Origin of the sequence: Cellulosimicrobium sp. 72-3 (assembly GCF_013127315.1) — a bacterium.
Classification (GTDB): domain Bacteria; phylum Actinomycetota; class Actinomycetes; order Actinomycetales; family Cellulomonadaceae; genus Cellulosimicrobium; species Cellulosimicrobium funkei.
In genome coordinates this window covers 3,629,644-3,651,942 of sequence record NZ_CP053419.1, presented here as the reverse complement: position 1 = coordinate 3,651,942, position 22,299 = coordinate 3,629,644, and the positions used below count along the sequence as shown (strand labels likewise).

General features: G+C 72.1%; 19 protein-coding genes and 1 tRNA gene. 10 read left to right on the top strand and 10 right to left on the bottom strand.

All coding sequences use genetic code 11. The features are described 5' to 3' along the window. Window positions 1–61: 61 nt before the first annotated feature. Genes HKK73_RS16350 through HKK73_RS16340 form a run of 3 tightly spaced genes read right to left on the bottom strand, consistent with a single transcriptional unit; the run spans window position 62 to window position 3,773 of the window. Window positions 62–2,197 (bottom strand): carbohydrate-binding domain-containing protein, encoded by a 2,136-nt coding sequence (locus HKK73_RS16350; protein WP_171468410.1) that lies wholly within the window; start codon window positions 2,195–2,197, stop codon window positions 62–64. Then, the gene (locus HKK73_RS16345; protein ID WP_171468409.1) at window positions 2,197–3,093 is read right to left on the bottom strand and encodes a polyphosphate polymerase domain-containing protein; all 897 of its coding nucleotides are present in this window, start codon (window positions 3,091–3,093) and stop codon (window positions 2,197–2,199) included. Before HKK73_RS16345 ends, HKK73_RS16350 begins: the two co-directional genes overlap by 1 nt. Further along, window positions 3,090–3,773, bottom strand: a complete 684-nt coding sequence (locus HKK73_RS16340; protein ID WP_253705677.1) for a DUF4956 domain-containing protein — start codon at window positions 3,771–3,773, stop codon at window positions 3,090–3,092. The genes HKK73_RS16345 and HKK73_RS16340 overlap by 4 nt, the downstream gene beginning before the upstream one ends. Window positions 3,774–3,996: 223 nt before the next feature. Here HKK73_RS16340 and HKK73_RS16335 point away from each other — a divergent pair, with 223 nt between their 5' ends. The 7 genes from HKK73_RS16335 (at window position 3,997) to HKK73_RS16305 (ending at window position 12,151) form a co-directional block, all read left to right on the top strand. Next, entirely contained in the window at window positions 3,997–4,836 is an 840-nt protein-coding gene (locus HKK73_RS16335; RefSeq protein WP_171468407.1) for a siderophore-interacting protein, read from the top strand. A gap of 8 nt (window positions 4,837–4,844) precedes the next feature. Further along, window positions 4,845–5,867 (top strand): iron-siderophore ABC transporter substrate-binding protein, encoded by a 1,023-nt coding sequence (locus HKK73_RS16330; protein WP_171468406.1) that lies wholly within the window; start codon window positions 4,845–4,847, stop codon window positions 5,865–5,867. 202 nt (window positions 5,868–6,069) lie between these two features. Further along, window positions 6,070–6,159, top strand: a tRNA-Ser gene (locus tag HKK73_RS16325). 981 nt (window positions 6,160–7,140) lie between these two features. Beyond that, complete coding sequence (locus tag HKK73_RS16320; RefSeq protein WP_171468405.1) at window positions 7,141–8,586, top strand: tetratricopeptide repeat protein; 1,446 nt, start codon at window positions 7,141–7,143, stop codon at window positions 8,584–8,586. Window positions 8,587–8,610: 24 nt separating this feature from the next. Beyond that, window positions 8,611–9,396 carry a nucleotidyltransferase domain-containing protein gene (locus tag HKK73_RS16315; protein ID WP_171468404.1) on the top strand — a complete coding sequence of 262 codons (786 nt, stop codon included), beginning with the start codon at window positions 8,611–8,613 and terminating at the stop codon, window positions 9,394–9,396. After that, window positions 9,393–10,043 carry a metallophosphoesterase gene (locus tag HKK73_RS19440; RefSeq protein WP_171468403.1) on the top strand — a complete coding sequence of 217 codons (651 nt, stop codon included), beginning with the start codon at window positions 9,393–9,395 and terminating at the stop codon, window positions 10,041–10,043. Before HKK73_RS16315 ends, HKK73_RS19440 begins: the two co-directional genes overlap by 4 nt. A 1,442-nt stretch (window positions 10,044–11,485) precedes the next feature. After that, window positions 11,486–12,151 carry a Type 1 glutamine amidotransferase-like domain-containing protein gene (locus tag HKK73_RS16305; protein WP_171468402.1) on the top strand — a complete coding sequence of 222 codons (666 nt, stop codon included), beginning with the start codon at window positions 11,486–11,488 and terminating at the stop codon, window positions 12,149–12,151. 80 nt (window positions 12,152–12,231) lie between these two features. On the opposite strand, the gene HKK73_RS16300 is transcribed toward HKK73_RS16305, so the two are convergent. After that, complete coding sequence (locus tag HKK73_RS16300) at window positions 12,232–13,902, bottom strand: DHA2 family efflux MFS transporter permease subunit (protein ID WP_171468401.1); 1,671 nt, start codon at window positions 13,900–13,902, stop codon at window positions 12,232–12,234. Window positions 13,903–13,984: 82 nt separating this feature from the next. Then, a complete protein-coding gene (locus tag HKK73_RS16295) occupies window positions 13,985–14,575 on the bottom strand; it encodes a TetR/AcrR family transcriptional regulator (protein WP_171468400.1) in 591 nt (196 codons plus the stop codon). Window positions 14,576–14,596: 21 nt separating this feature from the next. Here HKK73_RS16295 and HKK73_RS16290 point away from each other — a divergent pair, with 21 nt between their 5' ends. Then, the gene (locus tag HKK73_RS16290) at window positions 14,597–16,060 is read left to right on the top strand and encodes a YbfB/YjiJ family MFS transporter (protein ID WP_171468399.1); all 1,464 of its coding nucleotides are present in this window, start codon (window positions 14,597–14,599) and stop codon (window positions 16,058–16,060) included. Here the strand turns inward: HKK73_RS16290 and HKK73_RS16285 are convergent. Continuing rightward, the gene (locus HKK73_RS16285) at window positions 15,955–17,448 is read right to left on the bottom strand and encodes a DNA polymerase IV (RefSeq protein WP_171468398.1); all 1,494 of its coding nucleotides are present in this window, start codon (window positions 17,446–17,448) and stop codon (window positions 15,955–15,957) included. The two genes, HKK73_RS16290 and HKK73_RS16285, sit on opposite strands and share 106 nt — an antisense overlap. A gap of 216 nt (window positions 17,449–17,664) precedes the next feature. Between HKK73_RS16285 and HKK73_RS16280 the strand changes: the two genes are divergently transcribed. After that, entirely contained in the window at window positions 17,665–19,332 is a 1,668-nt protein-coding gene (locus HKK73_RS16280) for a glycosyl hydrolase family 18 protein (RefSeq protein ID WP_171468397.1), read from the top strand. 142 nt (window positions 19,333–19,474) lie between these two features. On the opposite strand, the gene HKK73_RS16275 is transcribed toward HKK73_RS16280, so the two are convergent. From HKK73_RS16275 to HKK73_RS16265, 3 genes are read right to left on the bottom strand one after another with little or no spacing between them, the layout of a single operon-like run. Beyond that, entirely contained in the window at window positions 19,475–20,170 is a 696-nt protein-coding gene (locus tag HKK73_RS16275; protein ID WP_085387274.1) for a phosphatase PAP2 family protein, read from the bottom strand. Beyond that, window positions 20,170–20,868 carry a phosphatase PAP2 family protein gene (locus HKK73_RS16270; protein WP_216608004.1) on the bottom strand — a complete coding sequence of 233 codons (699 nt, stop codon included), beginning with the start codon at window positions 20,866–20,868 and terminating at the stop codon, window positions 20,170–20,172. The genes HKK73_RS16275 and HKK73_RS16270 overlap by 1 nt, the downstream gene beginning before the upstream one ends. Window positions 20,869–20,923: 55 nt before the next feature. Further along, window positions 20,924–21,319 (bottom strand): RidA family protein, encoded by a 396-nt coding sequence (locus HKK73_RS16265; RefSeq protein WP_034654103.1) that lies wholly within the window; start codon window positions 21,317–21,319, stop codon window positions 20,924–20,926. Window positions 21,320–21,480: 161 nt separating this feature from the next. Here HKK73_RS16265 and HKK73_RS16260 point away from each other — a divergent pair, with 161 nt between their 5' ends. Further along, window positions 21,481–21,978, top strand: a complete 498-nt coding sequence (locus tag HKK73_RS16260; RefSeq protein WP_171468396.1) for an NUDIX domain-containing protein — start codon at window positions 21,481–21,483, stop codon at window positions 21,976–21,978. A 44-nt stretch (window positions 21,979–22,022) separates the two neighbouring features. On the opposite strand, the gene HKK73_RS19325 is transcribed toward HKK73_RS16260, so the two are convergent. Beyond that, the gene (locus tag HKK73_RS19325) at window positions 22,023–22,151 is read right to left on the bottom strand and encodes a hypothetical protein (protein WP_255179672.1); all 129 of its coding nucleotides are present in this window, start codon (window positions 22,149–22,151) and stop codon (window positions 22,023–22,025) included. Window positions 22,152–22,299 lie beyond the last annotated feature (148 nt).

The window sequence follows — 22,299 nt, the reverse complement described above, 5'->3', positions numbered from 1 at the left end:
GGACCGGGGCTCTACCTCGGTGGAACGCGCGGGCCGTGATTCCGGGCGGGGGGACGCGCGGTCAGGACTCGGTGATCGTGCCGGAAGGCGTGCTGCCCTCCGTCGTCGCGCCGTCCTCCGTCGTCGCGCCGTCCTCCGTCGTCGCGCCGTCCTCCGTCGCGCCGTCCCCTGCCGTGCCGGGCCGACGCGCGGCGCCGCCCGGGCCTGCGGTGCCCGACCACTCGCCCGCGACGGCGGTCACCGAGCCGGACGGGGCGGTCACCGTGTAGGTCTCGCCGGTCGTCACGTCGGGGGAGGAGACGACGACGTTCGCCGTCTCCTTGGTGACGGTGAGCTCGGCGACGACGGTGCCGTCGGCCGCCGTGACGGTGACGGTGTCGCCGGCGCTCGCGGAGATGTCGGCGGCGAGCCAGCCCTGCTCGGAGTCGGTGGCCGGGACGACGACCATCCCCGCGCTGCCCGCCGCGACGAGCGAGCCGCCGGAGACGGTGAACGTGCCGTTCACGTCGAGCGCGCCGTTGCCGTCGTTCGTCGGGCCCTGGACGACCGTCTCGCCGCCCGTGACCGTGAGCGACCCGTTCGAGTCGATCCCGTCGCCGCCGGCGTCGATCGTGAGCGTGCCGCCGGAGATCGTCAGCGACGAGCCGTCGTCGGCGTCCATGCCGCCGCCCGCCATGCCGCCCGCCCCGCCGCCGGGGCCGCCCTGCGGCAGGTCGGCGCCGTCGGGGGGCTCGGCGCCGTCGGGCAGGTCGCCGCCCTGCGGGGGCTCGGGCATCTCGCCGTCGGCCGGCATCTCCGGCGGGGTGCCGCCCGTCGTCCCGCCCGTCGTCCCGCCCGGTGCACCGTCCGGCGGCTCCGGCATCGTGCCGTCGGACGAGCCGGACGCCGCCGAGCCGCCTGGTGCCGTGTCGCCCGCCGCCGAGCCGCCCGCCGCCGCGTCGCCCTCGCCGGTGCCCGTCGTCGACCCGACCGTCGCGTTGAGACCGTCGTCGCTCGCCGTCACGTCGACGTCACCGCCGGAGATCGTGAGGGTCGCGCCCTCGATGCCCTCGACGGACGTCGTGACGGTGAGGTCGCCACCGGAGACGGTGACGTCGCCGTCGGCGTGCACGCCGTCGTCGCCGGACGACAGCTCGACGGTCCCGCCCGAGACGGACACGGCGCCGTCCGAGTGCAGCGCGTCGTCGGCGGCGTCGACGGTGACCGTCGCGTCGTCGCCGACCACGACGCCCACGTCGCCCTTGAGGCCCTTCGCGGAGGCGTCCTCGCTCACGTCGGAGCCCGCGCCGCCGGCCGCGGTGACGGTCAGCGTGCCGCCGGAGACGACGACGTCCGTCACCGCCTGCACGCCGTCGTCGCCCGACGTGACGGTGACGTCCCCGCCGCGCACGTCGACGAACCCCAGGGTCTTGTCGCCGTCCTCGGTCGACTTCAGCCCGTCCTGCGCGGCGGTGACGTCGAGCGTCCCGCCCGTGACGACGAGGTAGTCCTTGCCGCGCAGGCCGTCGTCACCCGCGTCGACGGTGAGGTCGCCGCCCGCCACGACGAGGCCGTCCTTCGAGACGATGCCGTCGTTCGCGTGCGACGTCACGGTGAGCGCGCCGTCGCCGCCGATCACGAGGTCGGCCGTCGAGAACAGCGCGCCGTCGGGCTCGCCGTCGGCGTCCAGCTCGGAGGGCTCCTCGGCGTCGGTGAGGCTGTTCGTCGAACCGTCGGCGAGGACCACCGCGACCTTCTCCGCGTCCTGCACGTTCACGGCGGCGTTGGTCGGGGAGGTGATGTCGGCGTCGTCGAGCACGAGCTGGACGAGCCCGTCCTCGGCGGTGTCGACGACGACGTGGCCCTCCAGCGTGCCGCTCAGCACGTACGTGCCGGGGGCGGTCACGGTGACGGTCGCGCCGTCGACGGTCACGCCGTCGCCGTCCACGGTGGCGGTGCCGCCGTCGAGCGCGACAGTCGTCGCCGACGCCTCGTCGACCGCGAGGTCGGCGTCGTCCACCGTCACCTCGGTGTTGTCGGCGCGCGCCTCGTCCGGGGTGAGGCCGGCGACGGCGTCGGACGCGGTGGTCGAGGTTGTGGTGCTCGCGCTCGCGGACGTGTCGTCCGTGGCGGCGTCGCTGCCCAGGACCGAGCAGCCGGCGAGGACGGCGGCCGCCGCGGCCGCGGTGAGGTACGTGAGGGGTCGTCGGATGCGCATCACAGGCTCCTGTCGTCGTGCCCGGGGGTGCGGGCGGGTTGTCGGGCGAGGTGGTGGGCGGGAGTCCGGTCGGACGTCGTGCCGCCTGGGGAGGGGGTGAGGTGGCGGCGGATCACGCGCCGCCAGGGGCCGTCGGGCAGGTCGGGGCGCAGCAGCGCCAGCCCGGTGCCGTACTTCGAGATCCGCTCGGGGCGGTGGCCGTGCCGCCACAGCAGCCGGTCGAGGTCCGACGGCGTCGAGCCGCCCTTCGTCTCGACGACCGCTAGGTGGCTGACGGGCCAGGAGAGGGGCCGGGCGCCGTCGGGCCCGTCGAGCTCCCACGTGAGCCCGGTGTCCACGGTGGCGCGCGCGGCGCCGTCGGGCCGGGGGAGCAGGAGCGTCGTGCGGCGGTACCGCGACACGAGGCCGGGTGCCAGCGCGTGCTCCGGCACGCCGTCGATGCCCTCGGCGGCGAGCGTCCGGTGGACGAACTCCTGCCCGCCGTCGAGCGCCGTCGGGCAGTCGTGGGCGACGCGCTGCTTGAGCGTCGTGCCGCGCGCGGCACGCGTCTTGACCTCGAGGAAGCTCGTGCCGGAGTCGAGGTACGTGCGGGTGCGGACCTTGAACCGCCGACGGCGGCGCGTCGCCGTGAGGCGGAACGACGCGAGGTCGGGCGTGTCGAAGTACACCGACTCGTAGGCCGCGCTGCGTGCGCCGTCGATCTCCAGGACGCGCGCGGCGGTCGTGCGGGCGAGGGCGTCGAGCACGGCGACCGCGTCGTCCACGGGCAGGACGTACTTCCGGTCGACCCGGGTCAGCAGCGCGGCGGTCCCGACGAGCTCGTCGAGGTCCACCCCGGCGAGCGGCTGCAGGGCGGCGCGCACGCGGTCGTCGGCCGGGAGGGTCTGCGGGCTCATGCGCGCACCCCCGTCCGGGCGGGGAGACCGTCCGGGGCCGTGGCGGCCACGCGGAGCGGCGCGGCGTCGGCCGCGAGCGGGGGGACGTCGTCGGGCAGGACGGCGGGACGGGCCGGGCGCGCGCTTCGGCGCGGCGTCCGTGGGGCGGTCCAGCGGACGTCGACCCAGGTCGTGTCGTTGACGAGGTCGAGGCGCTGCACGCTCACCCCGCGGACCTCGGCGCCGAGCAGCTCCTCCAGGTAGCGCGTGAGCTCGGCCGGGTCGGCGAGGGCGCGGTCGACGACGACGGTCTGGCTCTGCGCGCGGCGCAGGACGCGCGGGTGGTCGACGACGGCCATCACCCCGACGACGAGCGCCATGCCGGCGAGGGACATCCAGCCGGTGGTCGCGCCGAGGCCGCCGAGGAGGCCCAGCGCGAGGGCCGCGAAGTAGTAGGCGACCTCGGTCTGCGAGAGCTCGGTCGAGCGGAGGCGGATGATCGACAGGACGCCGAAGAGCCCGAGCCCCAGACCGGCGCCGACGCTGCTCGTCGCGAGCGTCGCCGCGACCGCGAGCACCCCCACGTTGACGCCGAGGTACGCGACGACGAGGTCACGGCGGCGGTGCCGGGGGAAGTAGAGGCCGAACGCGAGGACGGTGACCGCGACGAGGTCGACGAGGTACAGGACGGGCTGGGACACGAGGCCTCCGGGTGCCGGGGCGCTGGGCGCCGTGGTCGAGGACGTCCTCATTCCGCCGGTCGAGCCTGTGCGGTCGCTGTGGAGGGCACAGGGTGCGTGTATGAGTTCCCTCGGGCCCCACGACCGCGCGACTCGCGCTGCTCCGCAGGGCGGTGACCGGCGTCACGACCTCGCGCCCAGGCGGTGATGTTAGCCTCACCTAAGTCACCGACGAGAGGTTGTCATGTCGACCACCACCGCGCCCGCCCCGCGGCGCGCCCGCCCCCAGACGGTCCTCGAGGTCCTCGAGGCCGCGTGGCTCTCCCCGCACCTCGTGCGCGTCGTCGCCGGGGGCGACGGGTTCGCCGCGTTCACGACGAACGAGCACACCGACAAGTACGTCAAGATCTACTTCGCCAAGCCCGAGCTCGGCCTCGAGCCGCCCTACGACGTCGCGGCGCTGCGCGACACGCTCGCGCCCGAGGACGTGCCCGTCACCCGCACGTACACCGTGCGCTGGGTCGACGAGGCGGCGCAGCGGCTCGCGATCGACTTCGTCGTGCACGGCGACGAGGGCCTCGCCGGGCCGTGGGCCGCGCGCGCGAAGCCCGGCGACCGCCTCGTCCTCTCCGGCCCCGGCGGCGGGTACCTGCCCGACCCGGCGGCCGACTGGCACCTGCTCGCCGGCGACGACTCCGCGCTCCCCGCGATCGCCGCCGCGCTCGAGGCCATGCCGCGCGACGCCGTCGGGCACGCCGTGCTCGAGGTCGGGACCGAGGCGGACCGCCTGCCGCTCGAGGCGCCCGACGGCGTCCAGGTCACCTGGGTGCTGCGCGGCGACGCGCCCGCCGGGACGACGACGCTCCTGCCCGACGCCGTCGCCGACCTCCCGTGGCGCGAGGGCCGCGTCCACGTCTTCGCGCACGGCGAGCGCGGGGCCATGAAGGCCCTGCGCCGCGTCTTCACGGAGCGCGGCGTGCCGCGCGCCGACCTGTCGCTCTCCGGCTACTGGGCCTACGGCCGCGCGGAAGACCGCTTCCAGGCGGAGAAGCGCGAGCCCGTCGGCCAGATCTTCGAGGACTGAGGAGTCCCATGCACCGCACCAGCACCACCCGTCCCCGCCGTGCGCTCGCGGCCGTGTCCGCGCTCGCCGTCCTCGCGCTCGCCGCGTGCTCGCCCGGCGACGGCTCCGGCGACCCCACGCCGTCCGGCAGCGCGACCGCCGACGGCGCCGCGGACACCTTCCCGGTGACCATCCCCACGGCGTTCGGCGACGTCGAGATCCCCGAGGAGCCGGAGCGCGTCGTCGCGCTCGGGTGGGGCGACGCCGAGACCGCCCTCGCGCTCGGCGTCCAGCCCGTCGGCGCGAGCGACTGGCTCGCGTTCGGCGGCGACGGCGTCGGCCCGTGGCTCGCCGACGCGTACGACGAGTCGCCCGAGATCATCGGCACCCTCGAGCCGTCGTACGAGCAGATCGCCGTGCTCGACCCCGACGTCATCCTCGACGTGAAGTCGTCCGGCGACCCCGAGCGGTACCAGCGGCTCTCCGAGATCGCCCCGACCGTCGCCATCCCCGAGGGCGGCGAGGCCTACCTCACGCCCATGGAGGACCAGGTCGGCATGATCGCCGCCGCCCTCGGGCGCAGCGAGGCCGGCGACGAGCTGCTCGCCGAGGTCGACGACGCGTTCGTCGCCGCGCGCGAGGACCACCCCGAGTTCGCGGGCAAGACCGCCGTCATCGGGTCCTACTGGGCCGAGGGCTTCGGCGCCTACGTCTCGACCTCCAGCCGCGGCGAGTTCATGCAGGGCCTCGGGTTCGACACCAAGCCCGAGATCGACGAGGCCGCCGGCGAGGAGTTCTCCGCCACCCTCGGCACCGAGAACGTCGACCTGCTCGACGCCGACCTCACCGTCATCCAGCCCATCGGCTTCAACGCCGCCGACGTCGAGGCGCTCCCGATCTTCCAGACCGTGCCGTCCGTCGCCGACGGCCGCTACGTCGTGTTCGACGACAAGGACCTCTCCAACGCCTTCTCGCTCGGCACGCCCACGGCCGTGATCTACGCGATCGACAACGTCACCCCGCTGTTCGCCGAGGCGCTCGCCGGGAAGTGACGCCCGTGCCTTTTGGCGGGGTTCGTGACGCCCGCGCGGTCCGGCGGCGGGTGATGCCCGACGGCGTGGGGCGGGCCGGGTGGTCCGGCTCCGCGCGGGCGTCGAGCGGGGCGTGAGTGACCCGGTGCAGGAGCGGCTGACCGGCCGATTCGGTGTCCGGGGGTGTGACCAGGTATCCTTCCTGGGCCGGGTATCCCGGCGAGGTAGCGTGTCCGAGCGGCCTAAGGAGCACGCCTCGAAAGCGTGTGTGGGTGAAAGTCCACCGTGGGTTCAAATCCCACCGCTACCGCCACCCGAAGGGCCCCACCCGCGAGACTCCGCGGCTGTGGGGTCCTTCGTCGTACCCGGCCCTCTGTCTTCACTCCCTGATGCCCCTGCTGTCACGCATGTTGTCGGCGCGACTCGACTCGGAGGAGACCGTGTCGGGCGTCCTCGCCCTGTTGAGTGGACTCGACGTTGAGTGGACTCGACCTCTAAGGCATCGAACCGGGCAGGCCAGACGGCACACTGTCGCCGGGAACGACCTCGAAGCCAGGCGCATCGCGCGAGATCTCATCTGCGGTGGAGTAATCACAGCGGAGCCGGTCGCCGGGGTCTGGCTTCGCTTGTCGGCGAACGGTATCGGGTGCCGCCAGAATTCGGCGCTGGATTACTCGGAGCTGCCCCAGGGCCGTAACTCTTCGAGCCAGGCAGCGAGGGCCAGGGTGTCAGCAGCGTAGACGGTCTCTCACTCGACAGGTGCCAAGCGTCCGAGTCGGGCTTGGCGCCTGCGCCAGCGATCGAGCCGCCCTGACGGGCAACAGCGACCACGTCACGACGGGACTCGGCAGATAGGGCTTGGCACGGTGACACCCTTGGAAGCGAGGACCAAGTCCTTACACATCAGGAGTCAACCGACCCTTGGGGGCAGTCCCAAATCCCTATCTGGAACAGCAAATACCCGATCGACAGGTTAAGCGCAGGAATCACTCGCTCCCGCTTAAGGCTGACGCTCTCAAGGCACACGCGCTCATAGCAGTATAGATAAAAAAGCCATCGGCTGCGGCACGCGACTTCGCGTCGGACAACCCAGTCTCCACGCGTCGCTTGCCTCCAAGCAACTGGCTATAGGAATAGCTCAAACGTCGCGAGAAGAGCTCGTCGAAGCCATCCGGGGCAGACCTACTGACCCGACTCGCGGACCTTCGAGAGCGCCGCGGCTTCACCCGCAGTCGCCAGGGATATATCAGCGTGTCGGGCCGGGCTTGGATGTGCCGTGGGGTATCTTCAGACCGTGAATCCCAAGACGATACTGCAAGTGTTCATCGCTTCACCTGGTGATGTTGCCGAGGAGCGCACTGCCGCGAGGCACTGCGTTGAGCAAATCAACAGTGAACTGGCGGCTCATGGGGGCCCTCAATTCGCGCTGGTCGGATGGGACATTGTTCGAGGAACTGCGCAACGTCCTCAGGAGGCAATCAACGAACTAGTCGATGGATCCGATTACCTAATTTGTCTATTCAAGGAATCATGGGGAAGTAATCCCGGCGGGCCGGTAGGCTTTACATCAGGCACAGAAGAGGAACTTTTCACGGCACTATTGGGCTTGGGTAGAGAGTCCCACCCGATGCGAGATATCTGGCTCGCGTTCATCGAAACAGCCACTCCAAGTTCTGAAGTGAAAGAGCTGAAGCAGCAGGTTCGAGACCAAAAAGCCCTGCTCTACGAGACTATCGAAAACAACAACGACTTCCGCAGCAAACTAGCGGATCGGCTCAGGGGATGGGCAGTACAAACTAAGAAAGAGCCTCGGAGCATACAACTTGTGCCGCGCTCTAACCGCGACATCTTAGGCGCAGACAGGTTCCGGCGCCGTGGCGAGAAACTCATCGACCTCGGTTCCACCGAGCTTGGGCACGAGGCGTTCCGTCAGGCGATCGCGATTGGAGGGCCACCGGAGAAGATTGCCTACGGGCGTGTGCTTGCCCGGCAAGGGCGAATCCACGACGCGCGCGCGCTGGCTAAAGAAGCAATCTCAGATCTGACTTCGAGTGGCGCAGATTTGAATACACCATCGGTAGCTGAAGCGCTTGCGTTTGAGGCATACCTCCTCCACCGAGAGAAAAACTATTTCGAAGGCAAGCTCCGTCGGGAGCAAGCATTAGGACTGCTACAACGAAACGACGACTATACGCGCCGCGTCCGATGCAGGATTTTGGATGACCTGGGACTATCCCACCAGAAGCTGGGGGAGTTCGCAGAGGCGGCTCAGCGCTTTGAGGAGGCGCTGACAATCCGGGCCGGTGCGGGGGACCAGCCTGGCGTTGCTCAATCCCATGTAAACTTGGCCAGGAATGCGATAGCCCTGGGGCAAATAGAAGACGCAGAAAGCCACGCGCGGAAGGCACTAGCAGGCATCGGACCACTTCCTCCTAGTTCGCTTCACGCTAACGTCTATCTTCTACACGCGCAGCTCCTGATTCGTCAGGGCCGGCCTAGCGACGCGATTGAGTGGGCCAAGCGCTCTGCAGTTTTGAATGGACAACTTGGAAACGAGTACGGATCCGCAATGGCCGAGAATGTTCTTTCACAAGCACTTCGCCGAGTTGGAGAACTAGAAGAGTCTAGAATGCACGCGAGGAGGAGTGTTGAAATCAATGCTGAGATGGGAGTCGCGGATCCCCCGGAGGTCCTCTCGGCTCTCGTAGTGCAATCTGGGCAACATGTGTCGGATGTATAGGCACTTCTGGAGTTAGGGCCGTTCATGATGAAATCTCAAATAGAGCAGAAACTCGAAGGCCTCGGCGTGCCGCGTGAGTTAACTGCGCAAGCCATATCACTTCTCCCCGAGAGCGTGGACGCGCTCCTGCTGTACGGAAGCCGCGCGCGTGGTGACGAAGTTGGTGATTCTGATCTCGACCTTCTCGCACTTGTGAAGGAGCCTCGGATCACCCTGCACGAAGGTAGCGTAGCGCTGAGCTTCTATACTGAAGCCCAACTGATGACGGGTATCTCTTCACTCTTTGGGGCACATCTTGCACGTGACGCTCAACTCCTCTGGGATCCCAGTGGCAGGCTTGCCGCATGTCTTGATGGCATGGGCCGCGTTGACACCGATCGAGTGGTGAGACGCGCTCGGCACTTTGCCCAGGTGCTGGGTGCGCAAGAGCGAGATCTTCCGAAGTACCTTCCCGGGCTTCTCCGCGAGGCAAAGTACTTGCTCCGAAGTTGCCTTTACGCGGAGGCGATCGCGGCCGATAGAGCTTGCTTCTCGGTACGCGAGATCGCCTCTCGGTATAACGATCCGCGATTAGCAGGGTTGCTTGCCTCGCGTCCGGCCGGATTTGATGCACGCTCGGACCTTGAGGAATGTTGCGCTCGGCTTGAGCGCATCATAGGTCCGCTTCCCAATAATCGTCACGGGTCGCTGGAGGCCCTTATCGTGAATGAGTGGGGAGAGGACGATGAACTTGTGTCCATGGCGCTGCTTGCTCTGGGAGGATCTAACGTGGATGCTGACTACACAGAGGTCGATAAGGTCCTTCTATGAGTGACAAGTACGCGTTTATCGGAGATGTTCACGGGAACCTGCAGGCAGTTGAGTCCTTAGTTGCATGGCTTGCAGAGTTTGACCTAGCGTCGACCGTGCTTTTGGGCGATTATTTGAACAAGGGGCCGAATGGTGCGGGCGTCATCGACTATCTAATCCAGAATGAGAGCGAGGCGGGGCTTGTCCCATTGATTGGGAATCACGAATCAATCTTTCTTGACTGCATGGCGTCCGGAGACATTCGACCTCTGTTGCGCATGTCGGGCGCGCCGACGGTGAGGTCGTACGTTGGCAAGGCGGTGGGACCCGATGTGTATGCCGAACTGAGGACTGCAGTACCACAAGCGCACATTCGATTTCTTTCGCGACTCTCGACGGAGTTCTCAACCGGCACTGTGCGAGCTGCTCACGTTTCTGCTACGCGCGACTCGCGTTATCAGATTTCGGGCCATGTTTCTGTGGGTTTGATACCTCGAATTGGTGATCGAGCGGCGCATATTGACACAGGATGTGGTGCGGCTGATGGTCGCCTGACCGCTTTCTTGTGGCCGTCTCGTCGGTATCTCCAGGTGGATCATGTCGGCGTGAGGTTGGATCCGGCAGAAGCAGTTCCCCGGGGTGGGTCAGCCGAAGTCGCTGGATCGTGAAGCTCCTCCCAACAGTTTAGAGGCGCGGGCAGGCGGAGCACAGTCGGTCGGCCGGAGGTGGCCTCCGCCCGCAAGGTTGCTCCGCGGATCCCGCTCGTCCGTCCGTAGCCTGGCGCGGCGAGGGCGGTTTCGAAGATCATTCTTAGCCGTTCCCTCAGTACAATCGTAGGTGGACTCCCAGCGGCAACCCGGCTTGAGGTGCAGGTGAGTTTGCTTGTCTGTCTAGGCACGGGAATTCCCACCTCGGCGTCGCCCCTTGGGCCTGTGCTGGAGTCGGTACTTCAGGCGGCTCTCGTTGGAGGTCACACAGTTTGCTCCGTCCGCGCGCTGGAAGGGCAGTGCCAGGGCGAACGAACCGTCGACCACGCGGGTGTGACGTTTGGAATTGCGTGCACCCTCTCACCGAGACCACCGGCATGCGACCTCGCGCCTGCGCTCTCGATCCAGCCTGGACCCGCCTTGGGGGCGCCTATGGCGTCGCCACTCGGCGGCCTGTCGCCACCCTGTTTCGCACCTCCTCCGACCCAATGCTCGCCGCCGCCGGTCCGACGCCTCGGGACTTCATTGTCGGGCGTCCTAAGGAGAGTTGCCGTCACTCGACCGCGAACCTCGGGTTAGTTGCCGGGCGTTCATAGCCCCACAGCCGCTTTGATCTGAGACTCTAAGATGCCAGCCCAAGTTGTGACGGAGACGATCGGGGCGAGGGTGTGATTTATCATTCGTCCGACTGCTATCACCCAAGGGCGCGCCAAACGGAGTTATCGACCCCTCGTGCGGACTGGCCAAGAGGGCGACCTCGCCAGGACGCGCGGCGGCTCGGCGGCTCGTCACCCCACTGTCGTCGGCGGTGTCGCTACTGCCCGGCGCTCCGTCGTTGCCTGCAGCTCGGCGGCGACGTGCCGGGCTCCGGCCGACATCGTTCCGTATCAGGCGACTTTTCCCAACGCGCAGCCCACGCCGCCACACATCCGCATGGCGTAGTAGGTCGCCACGACTGCCGCCACCACCGCGACCAGGCCAACCGTTATCCGCCGCGGGATGCCATCGGCAGGTCCGCGCTTGCTCCCACATCAGGACGGTGGTGCTAGGGGTGAGAGCCGCTAACTGAAAGGCCGTCGTCCCCGGCGGGAGAGGGACGAGCACAGCGGACACCAGGAACGGCGGACCCATCGGCGGAGGTGCCCACAGTCGGGACTTCCAGGTCCACGCGTGTATCCGGGCCAGTCGGGGTGTTGGTCTGATTTCGGTCGCACGGCACTCTCCTCGTCGGCTGTCCGACCGTCGGCCGCCGCCGGTGACCGCGCTGTAGCGAGCGACGAGGGCCTACCGTGCCGGTCGGCAGCCGGTCGCCGTACGACTCTCGGGCCGTGCGGCGGTGCAGCGATGAGTTCCCCTCCGCGCCGCGGTCTGCGGTGCAGACCGTCGGAGCAAAGGAGGACGCGATGAAGCTGTTGCTCACGTCGGGGGGAGTCACGAACCCGACCATCGAGGGGGCGCTCGTCGGGCTGCTGGGTCGGCCGATCGGTGAGTGCTCGGCGCTGTGCATCCCGACGGCGTTGTACGGCCACCCGTGGGTGGGGCCGGGGAAGAACGCCCGGGACTTCATCACGGGGGAGTCGGACCACATGGCGGGGCTGGGGTGGGGGTCGGTCGGCGTGCTGGAGCTGACGGCGCTGCCGAGCATCCCCGCGGACCGCTGGGTGCCGCTCGTCCGGGAGACGGACGTGCTGCTGGCCGTGGGCGGTGACGCGGGGTACCTGGCCTACTGGATGCGGCGGTCGGGGTTCGCGGACCTCGTGCCGTCGCTCACCGAGACGGTCTACGTCGGGATGAGCGGCGGCAGCATGGCGCTGACGCCGCGCATCGGCGAGGAGTTCGTGGGGTGGGAGCCGCCCGACGGCGAGGACGCGACGCCGCTGGGGCTCGTCGACTTCTCGATGTTCCCCCACCTGGGCCACCCGGACCTGCCCGACAACACGGAGGCCGCGGCGCGGCGGTGGGCCGCCGCACTGGGCGGGCCGGCGTACGCGGTCGACGACGAGACCGCCTTCGTGGTCGACGGCGCGGTCGAGGTCGTGTCCGAGGGCGTCTGGCACCGCCTGGCGTGACCCCGCGTCGGCTCGACCCGGCCCCGGGCTCGGCGCGACCCCGCGCCGCTCGACCCTCGCTCCGGCGTCGGGCCCGACCCTCACCCCGACCGGCGTGACGCCCGCACGACGGCCGTCGCGGACGCGAGGCCGAGCACCAGGAACGCTCCGGCGACGAGCAGTGACCCGCGCGTCGCGTCGGCGAACCCGGACGCGAGCGCGTCGACGACCTCGGGTTCCTGCGGCCCGAGCTCGCCGTGCGTGCCCTCCGCGCGCAGCTTCGCGATGACGTCGCCGGCGGAGCCGCTCGTCGCGTCGGCGAGGCGCGTGACCTCGGCGTCGGGCAGGCCCTCGCCGTCGAGGGCCGCGGGCACGGCACTCGCGAGCAGGACGGCGAGCGCGGTCCCGACGAGCGCGGTCCCGAGCGCGGAGCCGACCTGCCGCGCCGTCGACTGCGTGGCGGAGCCCTGGCCGGACTCCTCGGCGGGGACCTGCACGAGGGTCGTGCTGGTGAGCTGTGCGGAGGCGAGGCCGAGCCCGACGCCGTAGACCACGAGCAGAGCCGCGAGCAGCCACGGGGAGACGGTCGCGGTGACCGTGAGCGCGACGGCGGCGACCCCGACGATCTCGAGCGCGAGGCCGATGACCACGACGAGCGGGGCGCCGACGGCGGCGGCGAGGTGACGCGCCGACGCGCCGGAGAGGAACGCGCCGAGCGCCATCGCCGCGAGCACGAGCCCGGCGCCCATGGTGGACAGCGCGAGCACGTTCACGAGGAAGAGCGGCAGGACGAAGATGATGCCGAACTCACCGACGGCAACGGTGGTCGCGGTCACGTTGCCCCACCGGAACGTCGGGATGCGGAAGAGCGTGAGGTCGAGCAGCGCGGACCGCCGCACCCGCGCGCGATGCCGTTCCCACACGACGAAGAGCGCGAGCAGGAGCAGCCCGGCCGCGAGGAAGACGGGGGTCGGCGAGACGGGCGCGGACGCCGGCCAGGTCGCCCCGAGCAGCTCGACGTCGCCCTTCGGGCTCCACCAGCCGAACGTCTGGCCCTCGATGAGCCCGAACACGAGCGCGCCGAAGCCGAGCGCGGACAGCAGGAGCCCGACGAGGTCGAGCCCGGGGGCGAACGCGTGCGCGCGGGTCTCGGGCACCCAGAGGTAGGCGCCGACCACGACGAGCGCGCCGACGGGGACGTTGACGAGGAAGATCCACGGCCACGTGAACGACGTCGTGATCCACCCGCCCGCGAGCGGGCCGACCGCGGCGGCGCCCGAGATGACGGCGCCCCACACCCCGAACGCCGCGGCCCGGTCCTTGCCGCGGAACGTCGCGTTCACGGTCGACAGCGTCGAGGGCAGGATCGCGGCCGCGCCGAGGCCCTGGGCGAGCCGCCCGACGATGAGCGAGCCGCCGTCGTCGGCCGCGGCGGCGAGCAGCGACCCGGCGAGGAAGACGACGACGCCCACCACGAGGAGCCGTCGTCGCCCGAGCCGGTCCCCGAGACGGCCCGACGAGAGCAGCAGCGCGGCCAGCACGACGGCGTACGAGGCGCTGATCCACTGCGCCTCGCTCAGCCCGAGGTTCAGGTCGGCGACGATGTCCGGGACGGCGACGGCGACGATCGTCCCGTCGATGACGACCATCGACAGCGCGACCGCCAGGACGACGAGCGCGCGCCACCGGTTGGCGTGGGCACGCGGGTCGACGGCGGGTTCGTCGTCCTCGGGCGGCTCGGTCTGCGGCGCGTTCCCCTGCACGGACTCCACGGGGCCTCCCTCGTGTCGTGACGCGGCCCTGCGTCCAGGATCGCCGCGCACGCGGGGGAGCGCATCAGCAGCGCCGGGCAGGTCAGGCGCGGTGGCGCGCGACCGCGCCGGCTGCGAGGTCGCGCCACGGGAGGGGCGTCGGGCCGTCGTCGCCCGCGACGGCGCGGCGCGTGCGGGAGGCGAGCGCGGCGTCGTAGAGCGCGAGGAGCTCGGCCGCGAGGGCGTCGGGTTCCGCGGCGCCGGCCGCGGCGGCGAGGTCGCGCAGCCGGTCGACGAGCAGCCGGGTGTCGGCGGCGAGCCACCGGTACGCGGGGTGCTCGGGATCGGTGACCTCGACCGCGGCGGCGAGGAACGCGCAGCCGCGGGTGCTCGTCGCGGTCGGGAAGCCGTCGAGCGCGTCGAAGACGGCGAGCGCCCGCGCGTCCGCGTCGTCCCCGCAGCGGTCCAGCTCTGCGTCCCACGCGGCACGCCAGCGCTCGTGCCGCCGCTCCAGGTAGGCCGCGACGAGGTGGTCCTTGCCCGGGAAGTGCGCGTACAGGGTCGCGGGGGAGACCTCGGCGCGGCGGAGCACGGCGTCGACGCCGGTCGCCGCGATCCCGTGCTCGACGAACAGCGCCTCCGCGGCGTCGAGCAGGCGGTCGCGGGCCGGTCGGCGTGCGTCGGTCCGGGGCATGGGGCTAGCGTAACGATCACTATGCTGAAACGATCGTTACACCCCGCCGGGCCCGCCCCGGGCCGTCTGGTCGCCGCGGGCACCGGCCTCGTCGCGGTGACGTACGGCGTCGTCCGCTACGGGTACGGCCTCCAGCTCCCGACCCTCACGAGCGAGCTCGGCCTCTCGTCCGCCGCCGCGGGCGCGATCGCCGCCGGCAGCTTCGCCGCCTACTGCGCCGCCGCGCTCGGGGCGCAGCGCGCGATGGCCCGACGCTCCCCGCGCGCGGTCGTCTGGGCCGCAGCGGCACTCGCCGCGGCCGGGGCGGTCCTGGTCGGGCTGTCGTGGTCGTCCGCGAGCCTCGCGGCGGGCGTCCTCGTCGCGGGCAGCGCCGCCGGTGCGGCGTCGCCCGCGCTCGTCGCCGCGGTCGGCGCGACGGTCGACGGCCGCCGGGCCGGGCGCATGCAGGCCGTCGTGAACTCCGGGACGGGCGTCGGCGTGGCGCTCGTGGGGGCGGCGACGCTCGTCGCGCCGGACGTCTGGCGGCCCGTGTGGTTCGCCGCCGCGGTCGGGGCGGTGGTCACGGCGGCGGTCGTCGACCGGAGCGCGCGCTGGCCCGCGGCCCCCGAGGCGCCGCCCGCGTCCCGCGGCGTGGGCCAGCGGTCGCTCGGACGCGCCGGGGTCGCGGCCACGGTGGCCGGGATCGGCAGCGCCGCGGTCTGGACGTTCGGGCGCGACCTCGTCACCGTGACCGGTGGCCTCCCCGGCCGCACGACGGCGGCCCTCTGGTGCCTCCTCGGCGTGGCGGCGGTCCTCGGTGCCCTCAGCGGCGACGCCGTCCGCGTGCTCGGCCTGCGCGGCGCCTGGGTCGTGACGGCCGTCGCGACGGCCGCCGGCACCGGCGCGCTGGCGCTCGCCCCGGGCAGCGTGCCCGTCGTGGCGGTGGCGGGCGCTCTCTTCGGCGGCGCCTACACCGCCCTCAGCGGCGTGCTCATCGCGTGGGGCACCGTGCTGCGCCCGCACGCCGCCGGACGCGCGACCGCCGCGCTCTTCGTCGCGCTCACGGCCGGGCAGGCGGTCGGCGCGCTCGCGACGGGCGGGCTGAGCGACGTCGTCGGGCCGCAGGCCGCGTTCTGGGTGGGCGCGGCGCTCCTCCTCGTCGCGGCCGGGGTCGTCCCGCGCGTGCCCGACGGCGCGGGGCCCGGTCGGGAGCGCGCCGACCGCCCGTCGTCGGGCAGGGCCGGGACGGAGGGGACGAGCGCGGACAGGGCGAGCACGGACGGGACGAACAGAGGCGCGACGAGCGCGGGCGAGACGAGCGCGGGCGAGACGAGCGCGGGCGAGACGAGCGCGGACGGGACGAGCACGGACGACACACGCGCGGGCGCGGCGGCTCGCGGCTACACGTCGTCGTCGGCGGGCGAGGCGCGCACGGGCTCACCGTCGGGGCCGAGCGGCTCGACGAGCGCGAGCGCCTCCGCCTCCGGGTCGACCCAGCGCTGGTAGCCCGGGCCGGTCCGCGCCGTCTCGAAGCGGACGGCGACGCGGCCGTCGTCGCCGACGCGCACGACCCACCCGCGCCCGTCAGCCGGGGTGGCGACGTCGAGGCCGGGGGCGAGGAGGGCGGCCGTCGCCCGGACGGGTCCTGTCGCGGCGGCGCCGGGCGCCTCGGCACCCGCCGACTCTGCACCCACCGACTCTGCACCGACCGCCTCGGTGCCGACCGCCTCATCGGCCGCCGCCTCAGCGCCCACCACCTCCGCGGCGATCGCGACAGAGGGGTCCTCCGGCGCGTCCGCGCCGAGCGGCAGCATGAGCTGCGCGTGCTCGGACAGCGCGTGGAACGCGACCCCGAGCAGGCGGACCGGCTCGGCGACGTCCGCGAGGCGGAGCGCGCGGTGGGCCGCGTCGCGGAGGGCGCCCTCGTCGGTCGTCGGGCGGGACAGCGTGACCGAGCGGGTGAGGGTCGTGAACGACGCGAGGCGCACCTTGACCACGACGGTGCGTGCCGCGACGGCGTGCCGCTCGAGGCGGGCCAGCGCGGCGTCGACCACCGGGTCGAGCGCCGCGGCGATCGCGGTCCGGCCGTGGAGGTCGGTGTCGAACGTGTGCTCCGCGCCCGCGGACTTGCGCTCCCGCACCGTGGAGACCGGGCGGTCGTCCCAGCCGCGCGCGATCCGGTAGAGGTTGGTGCCGCCCGCCTCGCCCGCGACGAGGAGCAGCGTGTCGAGCGGCTGGCGACGCAGGTCGGCGACGGTGCGCACCCCGAGCTCGTCGAGCCGCGCGGCCGACACCGGGCCGACGCCCCACAGCGCCCGCACGGGCAGGTCGAGCAGGAACGGGTCCTCGTCGTCGGCCCCCACGACCCGGACGCCGCCCGGCTTCGCGGCCTCCGAGGCGAGCTTCGCGACGAGCTTGGACCGCCCGAGCCCGAGCGAGACGGGCAGGCCGCTCAGCGCGCGCGCCCGCTCGCGGATGCCGGTGGCGAGCGCCTCGAGGTCGGTCTCCGGCCCGACGGCCGCGGCGAGGTCGGCGAACGCCTCGTCAATGCTCACGGGCTCGACGAGGTCCGTCACCTCGCGCAGCGCCGCCATGATCCGTGCCGAGTAGGCCGAGTACGCGGCGAACCGCGGCACGACGACGACCGTCGACGGCGGGCACAGTCGCCGCGCCTGCTCCATCGGCATCGCCGAGCGGGCGCCGTACTGCCGGGCCTCGTACGACGCCGTCGCGACCACGCTGCGCGGCCCCACGCCGCCGACGAGCACCGGGCGCCCGCGCAGGGACGGCCGCTGGTGCTGCTCGACGGCGGCGAAGAACGCGTCGGCGTCGAGGTGCGCGATCGTCGGGCGGGCGCGCAGCACGGGCGCGTGCGGCGCGCGGTCGAAGCTCACCGCCCTACTCTGCGCCCTGCCACCGACAGCGGTAACAGTTTCGTTCGGACCCTGGCGTTACGGGGAGGCGCACGGGTATCTTGCAGGAGACCGAACAAATCCCGGGATCCCCAGCCCGGGCCGAAGAGCAACGAGGCCTTCATGACCGATCGATCGACACCCAGCGCGGCTGCCCCCGGCCGCTCGTTCGCCAGGACCTCGCCACGACGCTCGCGCGTGGTCACGGCCTCCGCCGTCGTCGGGGCGCTCGCCCTCACGGCCGCCACCTTCGCGTCGCCCGCCGCGGCGGCGCCCCAGCCCACGGCCAAGCCGGCGGCCTCCGTCGCCGGGCCATCGGACATCAACGGGTTCCGCAGCGTCGGCTACGTCATGGCCGACTCGCGCGTCACCCGCGACTTCCATGTGGCCGACCTCGTGCGCACTGGAGCGATCGAGGACCTCACCCACATCAACTACGCGTTCGGCAACGTCACGACCGACCTGGTGTGCGACATCGCCGACGTCCCCGGCGAGGGCGACCCCCTCAACGACTTCGTCGCGGAGGTGCCCGCTGCGGACTCCGTCGACGGCAAGGCCGACAAGCCGGGCCAGAAGCTCGCCGGCAACTTCAACCAGCTCAAGAAGCTCAAGGCCGTCAGCCCGGAGACGAAGATCCTCGTCTCCCTCGGCGGCTGGACCTGGTCGGACAACTTCTCCGAGGCGGCGTCCACGGCCGAGGGTCGTACGCGGCTCGTCGACTCGTGCCTCGACCTCTACATCGACGGCAACCTGCCGGTCGTCGACGGCAAGGGCGGCCCCGGCGTCGCGGCCGGCATCTTCGACGGCATCGACATCGACTGGGAGTGGCCGGTCACCGGCGGCGAGACGGCGAACGTCCGCCCGGAGGACAAGGAGAACTTCCTGCTCCTCATGGAGGAGTTCCGCGCCGAACTCGACGCGCGCGGCGCGACGACCGGCCAGGACTACCTGCTGACGGCGTTCGCGCCCGCGGGCGGCTGGAACGCCGGCCAGGGCGGCTGGCTCGACCCGCGCCTGTTCGCGGTCGTGGACTTCCTCAACGTCCAGGGCTACGACTTCCACGGCGGCTGGGTCCCGAACAAGACGGGCCACCAGGGCAACCTGCACCCCGACGGCGCGGAGAACTGGGGCCTCGGCCTCGACGGCGCGCTCGGCATGTACGTGAACGCGGGCGCGGACCCGTCGCAGATCAACGCGGGCCTCGCGGCCTACGGCCACGGCTGGTACGGCGTCAAGGAGGGCACGAAGGGCTGGCAGCCCGCCGCCGGGTACGTCGGCACGAAGACGTACGCCGAGCTGCGCTCGTTCGGCGGGAAGAAGTTCTTCGACCCGAAGATCGGCGCGAGCTGGCTGTACAACGGCGACCAGTGGTGGAGCTACGACGACCCGGCGTCCGTGACGGCGAAGGCCGAGTTCGTCGCGACGCAGGGTTACGGCGGAGCGATGTGGTGGGACCTCTCCGGCGACTACCGCAACGAGCTCGGCGACGCCCTCGGCTCGACGCTGCGCGCTGCGACCCCGGGTCCCGGCGTGGCCGAGGAGTGCGCGGTGCCCTGGTACGGCACGGGCGTCTACACCGGTGGTGAGGTCGTCTCGCACGAGGGCGCGGAGTACAAGGCCCAGTGGTGGACCCGCAACCAGGAGCCGGGCGCGAGCAACGCCTGGAAGAAGATCGGCCCCTGCGGCACCGCGCCCGAGGTCGAGGCGGCGGTCTGCGCCCCGGCCTGGTCGCGCGAGGCCGTCTACACCGGCGGTCAGACCGTGTCCCGTGCCGGCGTGAACTACACGGCCCAGTGGTGGACGAAGGGCGAGCTCCCCGGTTCCGTGACGTGGGGCTCGTGGGACCCGGTGGGTCTGTGCGCCTGATCTGACGGCTGGTCCGGGTGCCGCGCGCGCCCGGACCGCCCCCGCACGACGACGGCGGGCCCGGTCTTCGGACCGGGCCCGCCGTCGTCGTGGTCGGGGAGCGTTTCGTGGATCCGGCGCCGGGAGCGCTACCCCCAGGGTCTCAGCGCTTCGAGCGCAGGTCCCGGCGCAGGTAGTGCCACGCGAGGACGCAGCACACGATGCCGTTGAGGAGTCCCACGACGACGTCCGCGGGTCCGTGGGCGCCGCGGTAGAGCCGCGAGAGGCCGACGCCGAGAGGCACGAGGCAGCACAGCACCGTCACGACGACGCGCAGGACCGGGTTCGTGATGCGCTGCGCGAGCAGGGCGAGCGTCAAATAGAACGCCGCCGATGCGCCCGTGTGCCCGGAGGGGAAGCTGGACGTCGGGGGCGCCTCGTCGAGCCGCGAGACGTCGGGCCGCTCGCGCCCCACGACGATCGACGACGTGAGGAAGATCAGCGCCTGCAGCGCGACGGCGAGCGCGGGCACGAGGGCGAACCACCACTGCCGGGTGCGCCACCACACGAGCGCGACGGTGAGCAGCGTGCCGCCGATGATGAACTCGGTCGTGCCGATGAGGGAGAGCACGTCGGTGACGGTGTCCCAGAACGGCGTGCGCCGTTGCTCGAACCACCGGTTGACCGCGACCTCGCCCGGCAGGTCGCCGAGCGGCCCGGTGACGAGGAAGCCCGTCGCGACGATGACCACCCACAGCACCGCTCCCGGGAGGAACGCCCGGAGGCCGACGTCGCGCAGCACCTCCTTCGCCGTGGGGCGGGTCGTGTCCAGCTCGTAGCGGTGCACGAAGGGTTGCATCAGACCTCGTTCCTGGGAGTGTCACCGGAGGGACGGCCGGACCGCGCGGCGGCCCACCCGTGATAGGCGACGGCGGACGCCCCTGCGACGGCGCCGCCGAGGAGGATCCCGCCGACGACGTCGGAAGGGTAGTGCGCACCGAGCAGCACGCGGTCGGCCGCGGTGACGAGGGCGAGCGCCGTCGCACCGCCGACCACCGCGACGCGGCCTCGCCGCCCGAGCAGCGGCCAGACGAGCACGCTGAGCGTCACCCCGACGGCCGCCGCGTTCATCGCGTGCCCGGAGGGGAAGCTCGCGCCCGGCACGGTCGACACGGCGTCCTCGAGGACGGGCCGTGCGCGGCCGACGACCTCCTTCGCGCCGAGGCCGAGAGCCCACGCGCCCCAGATCGTCCCGGCCCCCCAGGCCGCGCGCGACCCGAGCCCGTGGCGTCGCCACGCCCAGACGCACACGCCCATCGCGGCAAGGTTCATCCACCGCGCGGCGAGCGCCTCCTGCCCCACGAGGAGCGCGCGCTCGAGCGCGGGGCGCTCGCCGGCGAACCGGGTCGCCGCGGCGACGGCGGCGCGGTCCGCGTCGACGACGACCCCCGACTCCGTGCGCACGAGCCACGCGAGCGCGAGCACGGGGAGGGAGGCCGCGACCCCGTACGCCGCGGCCCGCCAGAGGGTGCGGTACGGGGTCCGGTGGGCTGGCACCCCCGGACAGTAGCGGCACCCCCGCGTCGTCGCGCGCGGGAGCCGGTGCCTCGCGTCAGGCGGGGAGCGCCGCGACCGCCTCGATCTCGACGAGCGCGCCCGGCCGCGCGATCCCGACCCGCAGGACGGTCACGGCGGCGGGGTGCGGGCCCCAGACCTCGCCGACGGCGGCGAAGCCCTCCATGAGGTCGGCCTCGGGGTCGAGGTAGACGGCGAGCCGCGCGACGTCCTCTGGCCCGGCGCCTGCCTCGGCCAGCACGGCGAGGACGTTGCGCAGCGCCTGCGCCGTCTGGGCCGCGATGCCGCCCTCGACGATCGCGCCCGCGGCGTCCGTGCCGTTCTGCCCGCCGACGTAGAGCGTGCGGCTCGTCTCGACGATGGTGCCCTGCGAGAACGCGGGGTTGCGGTGCAGCCCGGGCGGGTTGAGGTGCGTGACGCTCTGCGTGGCCATGGTCGTCCCCTTCTGCGGTCCCGGTCCTGGTGCTGCGGACGCTACTCCGTGCCGCCGACAGACCCCCGACAGGCCCCCGGACACGACCCCGAGACGCCCTCGGCGGGTGGTCCGCGCGGCCCCGACGGGCCGGTCCGGCGTCGGCTGTGTAGGAAGGAGGGGTGAAGCAGTCAGCAGGGCTCGTGCTCTACCGGTTCCGTGCCGACGTCGTCGAGGTGCTGCTCGGGCACATGGGGGGCCCGCTGTGGGCGCGCAAGGACGCGGGCGGGTGGACGATCCCCAAGGGCGAGGTGGAGCCGGGGGAGGACGAGCACGCGGCGGCGCTGCGCGAGTTCGCCGAGGAGCTCGGCGTCCCGGCTCCCGCCGGCGCGGCGCCGGACCTCGACCTCGGCACGGTGCGCCAGCGCGCGGGCAAGCTCGTCGCGGCGTGGGCGCGGGAGGCGGACCTCGACGTCACGACGATCGCGAGCAACACGTTCGCGCTGGAGTGGCCGCCGCGCTCGGGGCGCATGCAGGAGTTCCCGGAGCTCGACCGGGCCGGCTGGTTCGCGCTCGCGCGCGCCCGCGGGCTCGTCGTCGCGGGCCAGGTCCCGCTGCTCGACCGGCTGGAGGAGCTGCTCGCGCGCGAGCCCGCGGAGAGCAGAACGACCGCGGGATGACGAGAGCCCGGGACCGCGGTCCCGGGCTCGTCGAGCGGGAGGCGTCAGCCGAGCAGGTAGGGCGCCGCGGCGAAGCCTGCGGCGAGCCCGACGAGCGCGACGGCGACGGCGGACAGGTGCGAGCGGCGCGCACGGCTCGCGGTACGGCGGGCTGCGTCGGTCACGGTGGTCATGACGGTCCTCTCGTGGGGGGCGGTTCCAGGGAGAGGGACCACGTCAGACGCGATCCATGACGCGAAACCCGGCGGTCGTGGCGCGATCTGCGTCACACCGCGGCGGCCGAAACGCGCCAACCCTGGTGCAGCATCGTGCACCAGGGTT